The sequence below is a fragment of the Variovorax sp. CCNWLW186 genome (assembly GCF_037203865.1).
In the GTDB taxonomy this organism is placed as follows: Bacteria; Pseudomonadota; Gammaproteobacteria; order Burkholderiales; family Burkholderiaceae_C; genus Variovorax.
In genome coordinates this window covers 25,464-44,124 of record NZ_JBBCBO010000016.1, presented here as the reverse complement: position 1 = coordinate 44,124, position 18,661 = coordinate 25,464, and the positions used below count along the sequence as shown (strand labels likewise).

Genomic DNA, 18,661 nt, shown 5'->3' with positions numbered 1-18,661 from the left:
CGTCAGCGCCGGGGCGCACGCGAAGTGAAGAAGCGCTGCAGCAGGCAGAACACGAAGAGCAGCGCACCCACCACGATGCGCGTCCACCACGAGCTCAGCGTGCCGTCGAACGAGATAAGCGTCTGGATGATCCCGAGCATCAGCACGCCGAAGAGCGTGCCCGCTACATAGCCCACGCCGCCCGTGAGCAGCGTGCCGCCGATGACCACCGCCGCAATCGCATCGAGCTCCAGCCCCAGCGCGTGCAGGCCGTAGCCCGAGAGCATGTAGAAGGTGAAGATCACGCCCGCCAGCGCCGAGCAGAAGCCCGACAGCGTGTACACGCCAACGAGCGTGGAACGCACCGGCAGGCCCATCAGCATGGCCGACTGCTCGCTGCCGCCAATGGCGTACACCGCGCGGCCGAAGGGCGTGCAGTGCGCAATGAACACCGCGGCCAGCAGCACCACGACGGCGATCACCGCACTGATCGACAGCGAAGCCTCGCCCCAGATGGGAATGCGGATCTGCGAGACCTCCGAATAGAACTCGTTGGTGATGCTGATCGAATCGATGCTGATCAGGTAGCAAAGCCCGCGTGCCAGGAACATGCCCGCGAGCGTGACGATGAAGGGCTGCAGCCTGAAGCGCTCGATGAGCAGGCCCATGAACGCGCCGAAGGCCGTGCCCATGGCCAGTACCAGCGGAATCACCACCATAGGGCTCCAGCCGTGCTTCTCGACCAGCGAGGCCGACACCATCGTGGTCAGCGCAATCACCGAGCCCACCGAAAGATCGATGCCGCCCGAAAGAATCACGAAGGTCATGCCCACGGCCACGACGATCAGGAAGGCGTTGTCGATCAGCAGGTTGAGGAACACCTGCGCCGAAAAGAAGCCGTCGTAGAACACCGAACCGAGCGTGGCCATCAGCAAGAACAGCGAGATGGTCGCCGTGAGCGGCAAGTACTTCGGATTGAGCCCTGCCCTGCCCCCTCTCCCTCCTCCTCTCCCACTGGTGGGAGGGGGTTGGGGTGAGGGTGCAGCCGCCTCGATCACCGCGCTCATGCCCGTCCCCCTTCATGCGCCGGCCGCTGCACCAGCGACCGCACTTCTGCTCTGAACTCCGGCGACTGCAACAGCATCACCGCAAACACCACGACCGCCTTGACGACCAAATTGATCTCCGGCGGCACACCCAGCGAGTAGATGGCATAGGTCAGCGTCTGGATGATCAATGCGCCGATCACGCTACCCATGAGGCTGAAGCGCCCGCCGGTGAGCGCGGTGCCGCCTAGCGTCACGGCCAGGATGGCGTCGAGTTCCAGCAGCTGGCCCGCGTTGTTGCCGTCTGCGCTCTTGACGTTGGAGCTGATCAAGAGGCCCGCAATGCCCGCGCACACGCCACAGAACGCATACGCTCCAACGATGAGCCGCCGCGCCTGCACACCAGCCACGCGCGCCGCGGTCGGGTTGATGCCGACCGCCTGGATGAACAGGCCGAGCGCGGTGCGCGTGATGGCCAGGTACAGCAGCACGAACACCACCGCCACGATGAACAGCGAGAACGGCAGGCCCAGCAGATAACCGCTGCCAAGGAAGAAAAACGGCTTGTAGTAGATCGTGATGATCTGCCCGTCAGCGATGAGCTGCGCAATGCCGCGCCCCGCCACCATGAGGATCAGCGTCGCGATGATCGGCTGCATGCCGACCTTGGCCACCAACAGGCCGTTCCACAGGCCGCACAGCAGCGCCACGCCAAGGGCGGCCAGGATGGCCAGCCACATCGGAAAGCGGCTTACGTCGCTGGCGACCGAGCCGCCGATCATCCAGGCCGCCACGGCCGCCGCAATGGCCACCACGGCGCCTACCGAAATGTCGATGCCGCGCGTGGCAATGACCAATGTCATTCCCAGCGACACCAGCACCAGCGGTGCCGCGCGATTCACGATGTCGATCAGGCTGCCGTAGAGATGGCCGTCGCGCCACTCGAGGTGCAGGAAGCTGGCGTTGAAGGCTGTGTTGACTGCGAGCAGGAGCAGCAGCGTGACGATGGGCCAGGCCAGGCGGTGGCGCATGAAGGTAGAGAGGCGCGTCATGTGTTCTGCCTTGCTCCTTCCCCTTCCGGGGGAAGGCTGGGATGGGGGCAGACGGCGCTCGCGAGCCAGCAGCATTCAATCGAAGGCCGCTGTGCCCCCACCCCTGCCCTCCCCCGGAAAGGGAGGGAGAAAGACAAAAGGGTGCTCATGCTGCTGCAATCATTTCGTAGACCTCGTCCTCGGTCGAACCGCCCGGCAGTTCGCCCACCTTCTTGCGATCGCGCAGCACCACGATGCGATGCGCCACGCGCACCACTTCGCTGATTTCGGAAGAGATGAAGACCACCGCCATGCCCGCTCGCGCAAGCCGAAGGATCTCTTCCATGATTTCCTGCTTGGCCGCCACGTCGATACCGCGTGTGGGCTCATCGAGTATCAGCAGGCGCGGCTCCGTTGCGAGCCAGCGCGCAATCATCGCCTTCTGCTGGTTGCCGCCCGAAAGCAGGCCGATGGGTGTTTCCACGCTCGCGGTCTTGATGCCCAGCGACGCGACGAAGCGCTCGGCCATCGCGGTCTGTTCGGCGTGCGGCAGAAAGCGCCGCGTGCCGAGCCGCGCCTGCAGCGCGAGCGCAATGTTCTCGCGCACCGACAGCTCGGCCACGATGCCGTCGGTCTTGCGCTCTTCGGGGCACAGCGCCAGCCCTTCGCGAACCGCGTCCGCCGGGTTCGAAAAGCTGACCGTCCGTCCGTCGATCTTCAGCACGCCGCGGTCGGGCGTTTCGAGCCCGAACAGCAGGCGCGCGAGCTCGGTGCGGCCGGCGCCCAGCAGGCCCGCAATGCCGACCACCTCACCGGCGCGCACGCGCAAATCGGTTGCCTGCAACTGCCCTGTTTGTCCCAGGCCTTCTGCCTGAAGCAAGGCCGGCGCCGCTTCGTCGAACGCCGGCAGCGCAGCGGGTCGGGCCGACTGGGCCGCGAGCTCCCGCCCCAGCATTGCGGCAATCAGCGCCTGCGGTCCCAGGTCCGCGGCACGCCACTCGCCCACCCAGTTGCCGTTGCGCAGCACCGTGATGCGGTCTGACACTGCATACATCTGGTTCAGAAAGTGGGTCACGAAGACGATGGCCAACCCTTCCCCGCGCAGGCGCCGCAGCACCTCGAACAGCTTTTCGACCTCGTCGTCGTCAAGGCTCGAAGTCGGCTCGTCGAGGATCAGCACCTTCGACGACACGCCCAGCGCACGCGCAATGGCCACCAGCTGCTGCACAGCCACCGAGTAGCTCGACAACAGCCGGGTCACGTCGATGTCGAGCCCGATGCGGGCCAGCAGTTCAGCGGCGCGCCGGTTGACGGCCGCCCAGTCGATGCGAAAGCCCTGCGCCGCGCCGCAGCGCGGATAACGGCCCGCAAACACGTTCTCGGCCACCGAGAGGTTCGGGCACAGGTTGACCTCCTGGTAGACCGTGCTGATGCCCAGCTTCTGCGCTTCGAGCGGCGATGCGGGATGAATGGCTTGCCCGTCGAGGCATATTTCGCCGCCGCTTGATGGCAGCACACCCGTCAGCACCTTGATGAGCGTCGACTTGCCCGCGCCGTTCTGGCCCATCAGCGCATGGATCTCGCCCGGGTAGAGCCGCAGCTGCACATCGCGCAGCACCGGAATGTCGCCGAACTGCTTGTGGATGCCCCGCAGTTCGAGCACGGGTGAAATGCTGCCGCCCGTCATGCGCTTACTTGTTCTTGTTGTAGACGTCGATGAACACCGCAGCCAGCAGCACCAGGCCCTTGATCACCTGCTGGTAGTCGATGCCGATGCCCAGGATCGACATGCCGTTGTTCATCACGCCCATGATGAACGCGCCGATCACCGCGCCCATCACGCGGCCCACGCCGCCCGAGGCCGAGGCCCCACCGATGAAGCAGGCCGCGATCACGTCGAGCTCGAAGCCCAGGCCGGCCTTGGGCGTGGCGGTGTTGAGCCGCGCCGCGAACACCAGGCCCGCGAGCGCGGCCAGCGCGCCCATGTTCACGAAGGTCAGGAACGCAAGGCGCTGCGTCTTCACGCCCGACAGCCGCGCCGCCTTTTCGTTGCCGCCCAGCGCGTAGATGCGCCGGCCGATGGTGGTGCGGTTGGTGACGAAGTCGTACACCACGATCAGCACCGCCATCACGATCAGCACATTGGGCAGGCCCTTGTAGGTCGACAACAGGTAGCTGAAGAACAGGATGATGGCCGCGAAAAACAGGTTCTTCACAAGGAAGAACACGTACGGCTCCGTTTCCATGCCGTGCGCCGCGAGCTTGGCGCGCCCACGCAGCTTGAAGAACACCAGCGCCGCGGCGGCCAGCGCGCCGACCACCAGCGAGGTGGTGCGCAATGTGTCGCCACCCAGCGGATCGGGAATGAAGCCCGAACTCAGCCGCTGGAACTCGACCGGAAACGGCCCGACCGACTGCCCCGCCAGCAACGCCAGCGTGAGCCCCTTGAACACCAGCATGCCCGCGAGCGTGACGATGAACGACGGAATCTTTCGGAATGCGACGAACCAGCCCTGCGCCGCGCCAATGACCGCGCCCGCCGCAATGCTGATGAGGGCCGTGGGGACGAAGTGCCATTCGTACTCGACCATCAGCACCGCCGCCAGCGCCCCGATGAAGCCGCAGACCGAGCCCACCGACAAGTCGATGTGCCCCGCCACGATCACCAGCAGCATGCCCAGCGCCATGATCACGACATAGCTGTTCTGCAGCAGCAGGTTGGTCAGGTTCAGCGGCCGCAGCAGCGTGCCGTCGGTCAGCACCTGGAACAGCACCATGATCGCGACCAGCGAGATCAGCATGCCGTATTCGCGCAGGTTGTTCTTCAGGAAGCCGGCGTGCAGCTTCGGGGCAGCCTCTGCGACGGGGACGGCGGCGTTCACCGCGTTGGCTTCAGGCTGCGACATGGACGGAACTCCCGGCGCTCACGATGGCGTGCATGATGCGTTCCTGCGAAGCCTCTGCCGCCGTAAATTCGGCCACGAAGCGGCCCTCGTTCATCACATAGATGCGGTCGCACATGCCTAGCAGCTCCGGCAGTTCGGAAGAAATCATGAGAATGCCTTTGCCCTCGCTCGCGAGCTGGTCGATGATGGTGTAGATCTCATATTTGGCGCCCACGTCGATGCCGCGCGTGGGCTCGTCGAGGATCAAAAGTTCGGGTTTGGTAAAGAGCCACTTGCTGAGCACCACCTTCTGCTGGTTGCCGCCCGACAGGTTGACCACCAACTGCTCCACACCCGAAGAGCGGATGTTGAGCGCCTTGCGGTAGTCGCTGGCCACCTTGAATTCGCGCGCGTCGTCGATCACCATCGAACTCGACACCGCCTCCAGGTTGGCCAGGCTCACGTTCTTCTGGATGTTTTCTTCCAGCACCAGGCCCAGGCCCTTGCGGTCTTCGGTGACATAGGCAATGCCCTGGTCGATGGCCTTGCGCACCGTGCCCACGTCCACCGGCTGGCCGTGCATCAGCACCGTGCCGCTGATGCGCTGGCCGTAGGACTTGCCGAACACGCTCATTGCGAGTTCGGTGCGCCCCGCGCCCATGAGGCCCGCAATGCCGACGATCTCGCCTTGGCGCACATGCAGGTTCACACCCTTGATCTGCTCGCGGTCGGCATGCAGCGCGTGGTGCACGCGCCAGTCGCGCACTTCGAACACGGTGTTGCCGATCTTCGGATGGCGCTGCGGATAGCGGTGCGCCATGTCGCGGCCGACCATGCCGCGAATGATGCGGTCCTCGCTGATCGGCTGGTTGCGGCAATCCATTGTTTCCACCGTGGCGCCGTCGCGCAGCACGGTGATCGAGTCGGCCACCTTGGCAATCTCGTTGAGCTTGTGCGAGATGAGAATCGACGCGATGCCCTGCCGCTTCAACTCGAGCAGCAGCATCAGCAAGGCGTCGCTGTCGTTCTCGTTGAGGCTGGCGGTGGGCTCGTCCAGAATCAGCAGCTTCACTTCCTTGGCCAGGGCCTTGGCAATCTCGACCAGCTGCTGCTTGCCCACGCCCAGATCGGTCACCAGCGTGGTGGGCGGCTCTTTCAGGCCCACCTTGGCAAGCAGCTCGCGCGTCTTTCCGTAGGCGGCAAACCAGTCGATCACGCCGCCGCGCGTAATTTCGTTGCCGAGAAAGATGTTCTCGGCAATGGACAGCAGCGGCACCAGCGCGAGCTCCTGGTGAATGATGATGATGCCGAGCTTCTCGCTGTCTGCAATGCTCTTGAAGCGGCGCAGCTCGCCCTCGAAGTGGATCTCCCCGGTGTACGAGTCGCACGGGTAGACGCCGCTCAGCACCTTCATGAGCGTCGACTTGCCCGCGCCGTTCTCGCCGACCACCGCATGGATCTCGCCCGCGCGCACCGCCAGGTTGACATTGCTCAGCGCCTTCACGCCGGGAAACGTCTTGGTGATGCCGCGCATCTCGAGGATGCTGCGCGAGTCTGCTTCCATGCCGCTTCTCACTTGACCTGGCTTTCCTTGTAGTAGCCGCTGTCGACCAGCACCTGCTTCCAGTTGCCCCCGTCCACGCTCACGGGCTTGAGCAGGTAAGAAGGCACCACCTTGACGCCGTTGTTGTAGGTCTTGGTGTCGTTCACTTCAGGCGTCTTGCCCGAGAGCATCGCGTCGACCATGGCCACCGTGACCTTGGCCAGTTCGCGCGTGTCCTTGAACACGGTCGAGGTCTGCTCCTTGCGCAGGATCGACTTGACCGAAGGAATCTCGGCGTCCTGGCCGGAGACGACGGGCATCGGCTGCGAAGCGGAGCCGTAGCCCACGCCCTTGAGCGACGACAGAATGCCGATCGACAAGCCGTCGTACGGCGACAGCACCGCATCGACACGGTCCTTGGTGTAGTAGGCCGACAGCAGGTTGTCCATGCGCGCCTGCGCCACCGCGCCGTCCCAGCGCAGCGTGCCGACCTTTTCCATGCCCATCTGCTTGCTGCGCACCACGAGCTTGCCGCTCTTGATGTACGGGTCCAGCACCGACATGGCGCCGTTGTAGAAGAAGAAGGCGTTGTTGTCGTCCGGCGAGCCGCCGAACAGCTCGATGTTGAACGGGCCCTTGCCGCTCTTCAGCCCAAGTGCCGCCTCGATCGACTGCGCCTGCAGCACGCCCACCTGGAAGTTGTCGAAGGTGGCGTAGTAGTCGACGTTCTTCGAGCCCTTGATGAGCCGGTCGTACGCAATGACCTTCACGCCCTTGTCGGCCGCTTTCTGCAGCACGTCGGACAGCGTGGAGCCGTCGATGGCCGCAATCACCAGCACCTTCGATCCCTTGGTGACCATGTTCTCGATTTGCGCGAGCTGGTTCGGAATGTCGTCGTCGGCGTACTGTAGGTCGGTCTTGTAGCCCTTTTCCTTGAAGTACTTGACCATGTTGGCGCCGTCGGCGATCCAGCGGGCTGACGACTTCGTGGGCATCGAGATGGCGATCGGGCCCTTGTCCTGCGCATGCGCGAGCGGTGCGATGCCGGCCATGGCCAGCGCGATGCCTGCGAGCGAGGCCTTGAGGAAGTTGCGTTTCATGGGAATAGGCTCTCAGTACTTGCGATTGGGAAACTCTTTGGCAGCGACTTCCATGGGGAAGATGCCTTCTTCGGTCACGATGCGCTTGGGCAGTGCCTTGCCGGCCTTGATGTCTTTCACGGCGCTCATCAGCTGCGGGCCGAGCAGCGGGCTGCATTCGACCGACACATTGAGCTTGCCGGCGATCATGGCTTCGAAGGCGCCCTTGACGGCATCGATCGAGATGATCGTGATGTCCTTGGCCGGCTTCAGGCCTGCTTCCTCGATGGCCTGGATGGCGCCGATGGCCATGTCGTCGTTGTGTGCGTACAGCACGTTGATCTTCTTGCCCTCGGCCTTCAGGAAGGCTTCCATCACTTCCTTGCCCTTGGCGCGCGTGAAGTCGCCGGTCTGCGAACGCACGATCTTGAACTTCGGGTCGGCCTTGATGATTTCCTCGAAGCCCTTCTTGCGGTCGATGGCCGGGGCGGAGCCCACGGTGCCCTGCAGCTCGACGATGTTCACCTCGCCCTTTTGGTCCTTCATCTTCTCGACCAGCCAACGGCCCGCCTTGCGGCCTTCTTCCACGAAGTCGGATCCCATGAAGGTCACGTAGAGCGAATCGTCCTTGGTGTTCACGGCGCGGTCGGTCAGCACCACCGGAATCTTCGCGGCCTTGGCTTCGCGCAGCACGGTTTCCCAACCCGACTCCACCACCGGCGAGAAGGCGATCACGTCCACCTTCTGCGCAATGAACGAGCGGATCGCCTTGATCTGGTTTTCCTGCTTCTGCTGCGCGTCGGAGAACTTGAGCTCGATGCCCGCTTCCTTGGCGGAAGACTTGATCGACTCGGTGTTGGCGGTGCGCCATTCGCTTTCGGCGCCAACCTGGCTGAAGCCCAGCACGATTTTTTTCTGCGCCAGTGCCGTGGCAGGCAGAAGCCCGCCGAGCGAAGCTGCGGCCAGCGCGATATTGAGGGTGCGGCGATTGAGTTTCATGGCTTGTCTCCTTCTTTCTAAGTGCTTGTTGAAAACCGTCCGTGGTGGTCAGGCCCGCATGAAGCCGGTCTTGACCGTCGTGTAGAACTCCGCGGCGTGGCGCCCTTGTTCGCGCGGCCCGTAGCCCGACCCCTTGCGGCCGCCGAAGGGCACGTGGAAGTCCACCCCCGCGGTCGGCAGATTGACCATCGTCATGCCCACTTCGGCATGGCGCCTGAAATGCATCGCGTGCTTGAGCGAGTTGGTGCAAATACCCGCGCTGAGGCCCGAGGGCGTGTCGTTGCACAGCGCCAGCGCTTCGTCGTAGTCGGCGGCGCGCAGCACGCAGGCCACTGGGCCGAAGATTTCCTCGCGCGCAATGCGGTGCTCGGGCCTGGCCAGAAAGAGCGCCGGGCTCATGTAGTGGCCGGCCGTGGCGCGCTTGAGCGGCGCGCCGCCCCACACATGCTCGGCGCCCTCTTCTTTAGCAATCTCGACCCAGGCCAGGCTGCGCGCGAGCCGCTCTTCGTCGACCAGGGGCCCGATGTCCACGCCGCGCTCCAGCGCATGGCCGATCTTCAGCGTCTTGAGCCGCTGGTGCAGCCGCGCAACGAAGACGTCGTGCACGGCGGCCTCGACGATGAGCCGGCTCGACGCCGTGCAGCGCTGTCCGTTGGAGAAGTAGGCGCCCTGCACCGCGCAATCGACCGCGTGATCGATGTCGGCATCGGCCAGCACCACGAGCGCGTTCTTGCCGCCCATCTCGAGCTGCACCTTGGCGCGCCGCGCGGCAGCGGCCTGGAGAATGCGCTCGCCGTTGCGCGCCGAGCCGGTGAAGCTCACCGCATCGACCAGCGGGCTGTCGACCAGCGCCTGGCCCGCCTCGCGGCCGCTGCCCATCACCAGGTTGAAAACGCCCGCCGGCAATGCGGCGCGGCTGATGATTTCGGCCAGCGTCCAGCCGCAGGCCGGCACCAGTTCGGCCGGCTTGAACACCACGCTGTTGCCATGCGCCAGCGCAGGCGCAATCTTGGTGGCGGGCACCGCCAGCGGCGAGTTCCACGGCGTGATGAGCCCCGCCACGCCCACCGGCTCACGCGTGACGTCGACCTGTACGCCGGCGCGCAGCGAGGCCATGTTTTCGCCGCCGCCGCGCATCGCCTCGCCCGCGAAGAACTTGAAGGTCTGGCCGGCGCGCGTGGCTTCGGCCACCGCCTCGGGCAAGGTCTTGCCGACCTCGCGCGCCAGCAGCAGGCCGAGTTCGTCCCGGCGCGCCAAGAGCTCGGTGCCGATGCGGTCGAGCACGTCGGCCCTGCGTTGCGGGGTACTGTGGCTCCAGTGCGGAAAGGCGTCGGCAGCCGCGCGAATCGCGAACTCGACCTGCCGGCGATCGGCGCGCGCGTATTCGGCCACCACTTCGCTGGTGTCCGAAGGATTGGCGCTCACACCCGTGGTCGCGCTGGTTTCCCAGCGGCCATTGATGTACTGCCGCACGCTCTGATGAAGCTCGCCGTGGATCACCGCGCTTCTTGCCTCTCGTTTTCTTGAAGTGCCGCGAGTCTAGAAACAGAATTGATATCAATCCAATCATTTTTTCGACAAAATGCATATCAATCGCTGGATTCTGGAAAACCCGGCAGCCCAAAGTTTCAATAACAAATGACCAACTACAACCACTGGTTCATCCGCGCCCGCCTCAAGACGCGGCAGCTGCTTTTGCTGGTGGCGCTGGCGGAGGAAGGCAACATCCACCGCGCGGCGCAGGTGCTCAACATGACCCAGCCCGCGGCCTCCAAGCTGCTGAAAGACCTGGAAGACGTGCTGGAGGTGCCGCTGTTCGACCGGCTGCCGCGCGGCATGCGCCCCACCTGGTACGGCGAAACCATGATCCGCCACGCCCGCGTGGCGCTGGCCAGCCTGAACCAGGCGCACGACGAACTCACCGCGCTCAAGGCGGGCCGCTTCGGCCAGGTGGGCGTGGGCGCCATCACCGCGCCGGGCCTCACGCTGATGCCGCCCGCGGTGGCCATGGTGAAGCGCGAACAGCCCGACCTGCGCGTGTCGCTCGAGATCGAGACCAGCGCGGTGCTGATCGACCGGCTCGAGCAAGGCAAGCTCGACATCCTGGTGGCACGGCTGTTCGCCGAGCACGACAAGTCGCAACTGCGCTACGAGGCGCTGGCCGAGGAGCCGGTGTGCGCACTGGTGCGCCCCGGCCATCCGCTGCTGGGCATGAGCAGCCTCACGCTGCGCGACGTGGTGGGCGCCGGCTGGATCGTGCCGCCCGCGGGCAGCGTGCTGCGCCACCGCTTCGAGCTGATGTTCCAGGAGGAAGGCCTTTCACCGCCGGGCAACATCATCGAGAGCTCGGCCCTGCTCTTCATCACGCGCATGCTGCAGCAAAGCGACATGGTCGCCGTGCTCGCCAGCGACGTGGCGCGCTACTACGCGGCGCACGGCATCGTGTCGCTGCTGCCGCTGGACATGCCCTGCCACATGGACGCCTTCGGCATCATCACGCGCACCGACCGGCTGCTCTCGCCCGCGGCCAAGGTGATGATGAAGGCGCTGAAGACCGCGAGCTTCAGCGTCTACGGCCGCAAGCTCGAAATGGACTGATCAGGTCCAGCCCGCGTCCACCGTGAACTCCTGCGCGGTGCACATCTTCGCGTCGTCCGACGCGAGGAACAGCACCATGCGCGCGATGTCCTCGGGCATGAGCTTGTCGGGCAGGCACTGGTTGCGCTTGAGCGCCTGCTCGCCCTCGTCGTCCAGCCACAGCTGAACCTGCCGCTCCGTCATCACCCAGCCGGGCGACACGGTGTTGATGCGGATGCGGTCCTTGCCCAGATCCACCGCCAGGCCGCGCGTGAGGCCGTTAACCGAAGACTTCGCAATGGCATAGCAGGGGTAGCCCGAGCCCTTGGTCTGCCAGCCCGTCGATCCCAGGTTGACCACCGAGCCGAAGCCCAGCCGCCGCATGCCCGGCACCACCGACTGAATGGCGAACAGCGCGGGCCGCTCGTTGATGGCCATGCGGTTGTCGTAGTAGTCGGGCGTGACCGATTCCAGCGTGTGGCGGTCGTCGCTCGCCACGTTGTTGACCAGCACGGCAAAGTCGCCCAGTTCGGCGGCCGCATCGGCAATGGCCTTCTGCATGGCGCCGATGTCGCGCACGTCGCAGGCGCGCCACCACGGCGCCGCATGGCCTTCGTCGGCGATCCGTTGCGCCAGCGCTGCACTGGCGCCTTCGGCAATGTCGATGAACGCCACGCGCGCGCCCTGCGCGGCAAAGGCGGCAACAATGGCCGCGCCAATGCCGCTGCCGCCGCCGGTGACGAACACGGCGCGCCCCTTCAGGCTGGGGTGAATCGATAACTTCTGGGAATCCGTCAAGGTGTGTGTCTCCGGGCTTGGCGATGACATTGCAAAATCAATATCAGTTAATGCCATAAACTTTGATTTCTATTATCAATATGCCTTGATACGATCCGCCGCGTCAAGGACCCGAGACAACGAAGGTGCAAAAACAAGTGACCCAGAACGGCAGCACATCCACGCCCGCACCCCTCGGTGCGCCAACCATTCTTGGCCAGCCCGAATGCCTGTGGCCGGCGGAGGCCACGCTCGGCGAGGGCACGCTGTGGTCGCCGCGCGAACGGGCGCTCTACTGGATCGACATCCTCGGATGCCGCCTGTACCGCTACGACCCGCAAAGCGGCGCGAGCCAAAGCTGGCAGTTCGACGAAGAGATCACCGCATTGGCCGAGCGCGCAGGCGCGCCGGGGTTGATCGTCACCATGCGCCGCGGCTTCGCCTTCTTCGACCCGGCTGTCGATGTGCCGCCGCGCTACCTGCACCAACCGGAAACCGACCGACCCGGCAACCGCTTCAACGACGGCAAGTGCGACAGCAAGGGCCGCTTCTGGGGCGGCACGATGGACTTCGATTGCGTGGCGCCGACGGGTGCGCTCTACCGCTTCGATGCCGACAGCCGCTGCACGCGCCACGACGACGGCTTTGCAGTCACCAACGGCCCCGCGTGGTCGCTCGACGAGCGCACGATGTATTTCAACGCCACCGTCGAAGGCTGCGTGTATGCGTATGACTTCGACCGCGAGGCCGGCACCGTGAGCAACAAGCGGGTGTGGCTGCGCTTTGCCGAGGGCGACGGCCTGCCCGACGGCATGACGACCGACGCGGCCGGCCGCCTGTGGATTGCGCGCTGGGGCGGGCACTGCGTGAGCTGCCATGACCCGGTGAGCGGCGCCGAGCTGTGCCGCATCGAGCTGCCTGCCAGCAATGTGACCGACTGCGCCTTCGGTGGCGAAGACATGTGCACGCTCTACATCACCACCGCTCGCAGCGGGCTCACGGCCAAGCAGATCGAAGCGGAGCCGCTGGCCGGCGCGCTGTTTTCGGTTCGCATCGGAAGCCCCGGCCTGCCCGCCGCGGAGTTCGGCGCGGCTGCGGTCAACAGCTAGCTAGCTATTCAAGCAACGCCGAAGCGGTGCAGCGTGCTGCTGCTGAAGGTTTCTCCGGGCCGGAGCACCGTCGAAGGAAAGCCCGGCTGATTCGGCGAATCGGGATAGTGCTGCGTTTCCAGGCACAGGCCCGCGCCCTGGCGAAAGCTCTCGCCGCTGCGCCCGCGAAGGCTGCCGTCGAGAAAGTTGCCCGAGTAGAACTGCACCGCCGGTTCCGTCGTCAGCACCTCCATCACGCGGCCTGAGGGCTCGTGCTCCAGACGCGCCGCCAGCGCCAGGCCGGCAGGCTCGCGGTCGAGCACCCAGTTGTGGTCGTAGCCGCCCGCCACGCGCAACTGCTCATCCGGTTCGTCCATGCGCGCGCCGATCTGCGCGGGCACGCGAAAGTCGAACGGCGTTTCGTCCACAGGCGCCAGGCCGAGGGGAATCAGGCCCGCATCCACGGGGCAGAAGCGGCTCGCCGGAATGGTCAGCCGATGGTCCCGCACGGCACCGCCGCCGGCCAGGTTGAAGTAGTCGTGGTGGCTCAGGTTCAACACCGTAGCCCGGTCGGCCTCGGCGCGGTAGTCGATGCGCCATGTGTTGTCGGTGGTGCCGAGCACGTAGCGCACGGTCACCTGCACCTCGCCCGGAAAGCCCTCTTCGCCGTCCGCACTGGTGTAGCGCAGCTCAATGGCCACTTCGCCCGCCGCGCTGTCTGCCGGCACTTCTTCGATGTGCCAGAAGCGCGTACCAAAGCCCTTGTGCCCGCCATGCAGCGAGTTGGCGCCGTTGTTCACCGCGACCTGATGCGCAACGCCGTCCAGCGTGAAGCGCCCGCCCGCAATGCGGTTGGCATAGCGGCCGACGATGGTGCCGAAGTGCGGATGCGGCTTCAGGTAGTCCTCGAGCGTGGGCAGGCCGAGCACGATGTTGCTGCTTTGCCCCCCGCGATCGGGCACATGCAGCGCCGTGACGATGCCGCCAAGGTTGATGGCGCTGAGGCTGAGGCCCCGGCCGTTGTCGAGGGTGTATTCGGTCACGGCGCGCCCATCGGGCATGCGGCCGAACTCGCGCGAGGTGATGCGGCTGTTCATCGGCGGTATTTCCAGTAGGCGACGAGGCCCGAAAGATAGTGCTCCACGTCGTCGATGCGAACGCGAAAGCTGTGGTGCTTGATAAAGAACGAACCGGCCACGCGGTCGGGGTTCCGGAAAAACATCGCGAGCTCAGGCCAGAAATAACCGTTGGCCAGGTAGCGCGCGCGATGCTCGAGCGCGCGGTCGAACTTGTCGCGGTCGAGCCCTTCGAGCAGCGGGCGCAGCGCGGGGTCGGCATCGAGCCGCGCCACCATTTCGCGCGCGGCCATCATCAATTCGAGCAGCGTGGGAAAGGTGGTGATGCGCTGCAGCACGAAGTCCAGGTAGTCGGCCACGTTCTGCAGGCCGAACTGGTAGTAGCGCGTTTCGGGCCTGTAGCGCGTGAGCTCGTTGACGCAGTAGCTCAGCCAGTGGTCGTGCGCGCGCCAATGCTCCGCGGCAATGAAATGTTCGAAGGCTTTTTCGACCACGGCAAGCCAGCGCGGATCGCGCGTGAGGCCGTACAGGCGCATGAGGCCGAAGGCCGCTTCGCCGTCGTAGTAGATGACGCGGAACGCATCCTTCACATCGAGCCCCGGATGATTGAGCACGTGCACGAAGCGCCCGCTCGCCGGGTCTTGCATGGCCTGGATTCCGAGCGCGAGTTGCTCCATCAGCGGGTGGTACTGCGCATCGCCGGTGAGCTCGGTGTACTTGACCAAAGCCAGCAGGCACACCGCATTGCCGCCAAGCTTGATTTCATTGCCCACATCCAGCAGGTAGGCGGCGCGCGTGCCGTCGGGCAGCTCGACCTGACGGATGAGCCGGTCTTTCAAGAAGGCCAGCGAGCGGTCGATGGCCGCCTTCTGGGTGTCGCTGCGGGTCAGCTCCCAGGCCTCGAGCAGCGCGTAGGTCGAGCTGGCGTGGCGCAGGGTGTTGTAGGTGGGAATCGGCCGGTCGAAACACGGAAACCAACCGTAGTAGAACTCGCCCGAGGGCTTGACCTGCGCGGCGAGGTAGTCGCTCGCGGTGTCGACAAGCCGGCGCGCCTGGTCCGCGTTCCACTCAGGCAGCGTTCGATAACACGCGGCCTGGCCCTTGGCGGTAAGGGGCCATGCCCCCTCGGCGTCAACGTAGGCGCCCCGGGTGGTGAAGCACCACACCGGCGCGTCGTCGTCCGAGGGGAAGTCGATGTCTCTTCCGAAGCGCCGCTGCCCGTGCAGGCGCAGGTTGCCCGGGTTGGGCTCCGCATGCTCCACGGTGCCGTTGTAGAAGATGGCGCTGCCGTTGATCTCGGGCGCGAGCAGCGCCACTTCGAACTTGGCGTCGAACGACACGCCCCGGTTGAAGTAGTTGCGCTTGGTGCGCGACAGGCGCTCTTTCAATGCGCTCCAGGTCATGGGCTCGACCTCGTCGACGATTTCCACGCGCATGCGGCAGGGCTCCAGGCCGATGCGCCGGACGAGCGCAAGCGCGGCATCGCCCGCCTGCTGCCAAGCCTCATCAGCGGTGGCACCGCGCCCGGCCGTGACGCGTGCGCGGCTCGCACCGTCGCCCAGCGCAACGAAGGCCACGCAGCCCGCCTCGGGTGTGGCGGCGGTTCCGGGCAACGTGCCGTCAGGCGCCGCCAGGACCTGCCTGGCGCGATTCAACAGATCCATGGGGAGGGTCGTTTCCTGGTTCATGCAGGCGCGAATGATGACAGGCCTCGCGCCGAACCGGACACGCTAGCCCAGCGACCGGTAGAAGTAAGTGGTATCGCACGGCTCGCCGCCCGGCAGCAGTGCAAAGCCCGGGATCACGCCAGCCCGTGTCCAGCCCTGGCGGGCATAAAGCCGCTCGGCGTCCGGGCTGGATGTATCGAGCACCAGCAAGGTCTTGCCGTGTTCGCGGGCAAGCCGCTCGGCGGCCTGCATCAGCAGCGCACCAATGCCCTGCCGCCTGGCGCGCCGGTGCACGAGCATCTTGGATACTTCGGCGCGATGCGGCTGGTTCTCCGGCTGATCGAGCACGAGCTGCACGGTTCCGACGATGCCTTGCGCGTCTTCGGCCACCAGCAGCGCGCGCTCGCCGCGGGCCACGCCTTCGCCCACGCGTTGCCAGAAGGCGAGTGCGCGATCGCGCGAGAGCGGCAGCATGAAGCTCACGGATGCACCGCCCTCCACGCAGTCGATAAGCACATCGGCAAGCTGCCAGATGTGCGCGTCGTTGACGCTGGTAAGAGCGCGAATGCTCGGCGCGAGTGTTGCCGTATCTGTCATCTCATCTCCACGATCATCTTGAAGCAAAGGGCGGGGTCGCGATCACGACGGCGTAGCGCGCGATCTTGCGGGTCGGGTTGTAGTAGCTCATGGGGCGGTCGAGCACCAGCGCCAGGCAGTCGCCCGCGTCGAGTCGGTGGCGTTCGTCGCCGAGCGTGACTTCGATGGTTCCTTCGAGCATCCACACCTGCTGATGCACCTGCGGTTCCCGAGCGGCGGTTTCGTAGGCCACGCGGGCCTTGGGCGGAAACAGCACCTCGACGATGTGGATGGGCGATGAGGTGCCGGCTGGCGACACATTGCGGCGCACATAGCCGGAATGCGGATCGCGCCACTGCGGCTGGTCGGCCAGCCGCGACACCGGCCCGGCCTCGGGCTGGGGCGCCTCGAACAACGAGGCCAGTGGAACACCGAGGCCGGTGGCCAATTTTTCGAGCAGCACCGCTGTCGGGCTGCTTTCGCCGCGCTCGATGAGCGAGATCATCGAGCGGCTGACGCCGCAATGCGTCGCCAGCGCATCGAGAGAGAGGCCGCGCGCGGCGCGCAGGTCTCGCACGCGCTGCGCGATGCGTTCATTCAGGCTGGACGATTCGTTTTCCATGATGTCGGAGGAATATCCAACATGATGGAAGCAAAGTCAAGGCAAAGTGCGAACCGCCTCAGCAGCCTTGGGCTTGGACGAAGCCTCCCATGAATCGGGCGTGGTCGCGACCAGCTCTTTCAGGTTCGACCAGGGCTTTGCCCCCGGCACGACGGTGCCGCCGGCTATCGCGACCTTGGCAAAGGCAACCATCCGCTCGCGCAGATATTGCCTGTCGCTCTCCGGCCAGGCCTCGATCGAATGGGGCGCGCGGGCCGCCACGATTTCGCGCGCACCGCGAATGCGGTCATAGGCCGCAACGGTGCCCTCCAGCGTTTCCGCACGGTCCCACAAGCCCTTGCCGAAGAAGGCAGCCGGCCACTGGTGCATGCCCGCGAGCGGCGCCGAGTTGGGATAGAACAGGATGTGATGCTCGGCCGCCATGGCGCCGAGAAACAGGTTGCGGTCGGCCAGATCGGGCGACGACGGCAGGTACCCCGCACCGCTCGCAAAGGACGCCAGCAGAATCGCGCCCTTGATGTTTGCCAGCCCCTTGGGCGCGGCGCATTCGGGCACCGGCATGTCGTAGCTGCATGCGCCGGAATAGTTCTTGGCCATGGCCCAGGCCATCGACATGGAGCCGCGCGAATAGCCGCCCAGAAGGATGGGAATGCGGGTCGACTTCATGCCGCCCAGCAGCTTGCCGGCGGCCTCATCGCCTGCAAGCGTGCGCCCGCCAGGCGTGAGAAGCCGCAGGCCGTTGCCGGTGTCGAACTGCGCCAGAACGCGAAAGACGTCTTCGCCCTGCTCCAGCGTGTTCGTGTCGCTGAACCCGCCCGAGATGCCCTCGCCGCGCCGGTCGTAGGCCAGCACGTCGAAGCCCGCCTGGTTCAGCGCATCGAGGTTCTCGCGCCACCAGCGCTGCCCCATCGTTTCGGTCGTGGCATTCGGAAAGCGGATGTCCACTGCCCTGCCCGTGGCCGGATCGATGCGGTAGGCTTTCTCGTCGGGATGCTGAATCGCCGTGAGCTGCCCGCCGCCGCCCGGCGCCATGACCACCAGCGCGCGCGTGATGCCGCCCTTGCCGTCATCGACACCGCGGCCTTCGATGTACCAGCCGCGCAGCTTGACGGGGTCGGTCATCTTCAGGTCGATGCGCTCGAAGGTGTCGCGCGGCACGGTGAACTCGACGATGTAGGTGCTGGCATCGGCCCGCGCAATGGCCTCCGCATAAGGCGCCTTCGCAAAGAACGCCGGGCGGCGGATCTGCCGCAGGTCCACCGCGCCATCGGGATCGATCTTTCCCGAGGGATCGACGGTGCCGGTCGAGCGGGTCGAAGGCGCCTTGTTCGGTGGCAGCCAACGCTGCACCTGCGCGTCGATGCGCGCAAAGCAGGCGGCATCAGCCTTGCAAGCACGCCAGCGCTCCTTCAGGCGTGCGTCGGTGAACTCGTCGACGTAGTAGTCGCCTGCATACCCCGCGGGAGGCCGATGCGCGTTGACGCCGAGCGGCACGCAAACAGTATCGCCGCCGGGCTGCGGCAGCAGGTAGCCGGGCAGCTCGTGATTGCGGTCGACTCCCACCCAGGCGCGGCAATCGGTGGGCGGCGGCTCAGGGCGAGCGTGCGTGAAAGCGGCGCCGCCCTGGTGGGCGCAGCCCGCCGTTGCCAAGGCCATGAACGCCGCGCCAGCGGCCAGGCCCGTGCGACAACGCATGAACATGCTCTTGTCTCCTTC

General features: G+C 65.7%; 16 protein-coding genes. 2 read left to right on the top strand and 14 right to left on the bottom strand.

All coding sequences use genetic code 11. The annotated features are described in order from the left end of the window. Positions 1-2 precede the first annotated feature (2 nt). From yjfF to V9K97_RS18715, 8 genes are all read right to left on the bottom strand, one after another. Positions 3-1,046, bottom strand: a complete 1,044-nt coding sequence (yjfF, locus tag V9K97_RS18750) for a galactofuranose ABC transporter, permease protein YjfF (RefSeq protein ID WP_337319927.1) — start codon at positions 1,044-1,046, stop codon at positions 3-5. Continuing rightward, entirely contained in the window at positions 1,043-2,077 is a 1,035-nt protein-coding gene (locus V9K97_RS18745) for an ABC transporter permease (protein WP_337319925.1), read from the bottom strand. Before V9K97_RS18745 ends, yjfF begins: the two co-directional genes overlap by 4 nt. Positions 2,078-2,222: 145 nt before the next feature. Beyond that, entirely contained in the window at positions 2,223-3,743 is a 1,521-nt protein-coding gene (locus V9K97_RS18740; RefSeq protein ID WP_337319923.1) for a sugar ABC transporter ATP-binding protein, read from the bottom strand. Positions 3,744-3,747: 4 nt separating this feature from the next. After that, positions 3,748-4,962 carry a multiple monosaccharide ABC transporter permease gene (gene mmsB / locus V9K97_RS18735; RefSeq protein ID WP_337319921.1) on the bottom strand — a complete coding sequence of 405 codons (1,215 nt, stop codon included), beginning with the start codon at positions 4,960-4,962 and terminating at the stop codon, positions 3,748-3,750. Continuing rightward, entirely contained in the window at positions 4,949-6,505 is a 1,557-nt protein-coding gene (mmsA, locus tag V9K97_RS18730) for a multiple monosaccharide ABC transporter ATP-binding protein (protein WP_337319919.1), read from the bottom strand. The genes mmsB and mmsA overlap by 14 nt, the downstream gene beginning before the upstream one ends. Positions 6,506-6,513: 8 nt before the next feature. Then, positions 6,514-7,584: a multiple monosaccharide ABC transporter substrate-binding protein gene (gene chvE, locus V9K97_RS18725; RefSeq protein WP_337298068.1), complete on the bottom strand. Its 1,071-nt coding sequence runs from the start codon at positions 7,582-7,584 to the stop codon at positions 6,514-6,516. A 12-nt stretch (positions 7,585-7,596) separates the two neighbouring features. Continuing rightward, a complete protein-coding gene (locus V9K97_RS18720; protein ID WP_337298067.1) occupies positions 7,597-8,562 on the bottom strand; it encodes an ABC transporter substrate-binding protein in 966 nt (321 codons plus the stop codon). 48 nt (positions 8,563-8,610) lie between these two features. After that, the gene (locus V9K97_RS18715; RefSeq protein ID WP_337298066.1) at positions 8,611-10,062 is read right to left on the bottom strand and encodes an aldehyde dehydrogenase family protein; all 1,452 of its coding nucleotides are present in this window, start codon (positions 10,060-10,062) and stop codon (positions 8,611-8,613) included. A 138-nt stretch (positions 10,063-10,200) separates the two neighbouring features. Between V9K97_RS18715 and V9K97_RS18710 the strand changes: the two genes are divergently transcribed. Continuing rightward, the gene (locus V9K97_RS18710) at positions 10,201-11,160 is read left to right on the top strand and encodes a LysR family transcriptional regulator (protein WP_126745424.1); all 960 of its coding nucleotides are present in this window, start codon (positions 10,201-10,203) and stop codon (positions 11,158-11,160) included. Here V9K97_RS18710 and V9K97_RS18705 read toward each other — a convergent pair whose 3' ends face one another. Continuing rightward, positions 11,161-11,967, bottom strand: a complete 807-nt coding sequence (locus V9K97_RS18705; RefSeq protein ID WP_337319917.1) for an SDR family NAD(P)-dependent oxidoreductase — start codon at positions 11,965-11,967, stop codon at positions 11,161-11,163. It abuts the gene before it with no gap. A 107-nt stretch (positions 11,968-12,074) separates the two neighbouring features. On the opposite strand from V9K97_RS18705, the gene V9K97_RS18700 reads away from it, so the two are divergent. Next, complete coding sequence (locus tag V9K97_RS18700; RefSeq protein WP_337319916.1) at positions 12,075-13,025, top strand: SMP-30/gluconolactonase/LRE family protein; 951 nt, start codon at positions 12,075-12,077, stop codon at positions 13,023-13,025. Positions 13,026-13,033: 8 nt separating this feature from the next. Here V9K97_RS18700 and V9K97_RS18695 read toward each other — a convergent pair whose 3' ends face one another. The 5 genes from V9K97_RS18695 to V9K97_RS18675 form a co-directional block, all read right to left on the bottom strand. Next, positions 13,034-14,101: an aldose epimerase family protein gene (locus V9K97_RS18695; RefSeq protein WP_337319914.1), complete on the bottom strand. Its 1,068-nt coding sequence runs from the start codon at positions 14,099-14,101 to the stop codon at positions 13,034-13,036. Then, complete coding sequence (locus V9K97_RS18690) at positions 14,098-15,744, bottom strand: Mur ligase (RefSeq protein WP_337319913.1); 1,647 nt, start codon at positions 15,742-15,744, stop codon at positions 14,098-14,100. Before V9K97_RS18690 ends, V9K97_RS18695 begins: the two co-directional genes overlap by 4 nt. 66 nt (positions 15,745-15,810) lie before the next feature. Next, positions 15,811-16,344 (bottom strand): GNAT family N-acetyltransferase, encoded by a 534-nt coding sequence (locus V9K97_RS18685; protein ID WP_337319911.1) that lies wholly within the window; start codon positions 16,342-16,344, stop codon positions 15,811-15,813. 13 nt (positions 16,345-16,357) lie between these two features. Next, positions 16,358-16,945, bottom strand: coding sequence for a helix-turn-helix domain-containing protein (locus V9K97_RS18680; protein ID WP_337319909.1), 588 nt, complete (start codon positions 16,943-16,945; stop codon positions 16,358-16,360). 36 nt (positions 16,946-16,981) lie between these two features. Further along, entirely contained in the window at positions 16,982-18,646 is a 1,665-nt protein-coding gene (locus tag V9K97_RS18675) for an alpha/beta fold hydrolase (RefSeq protein WP_443303671.1), read from the bottom strand. Positions 18,647-18,661 lie beyond the last annotated feature (15 nt).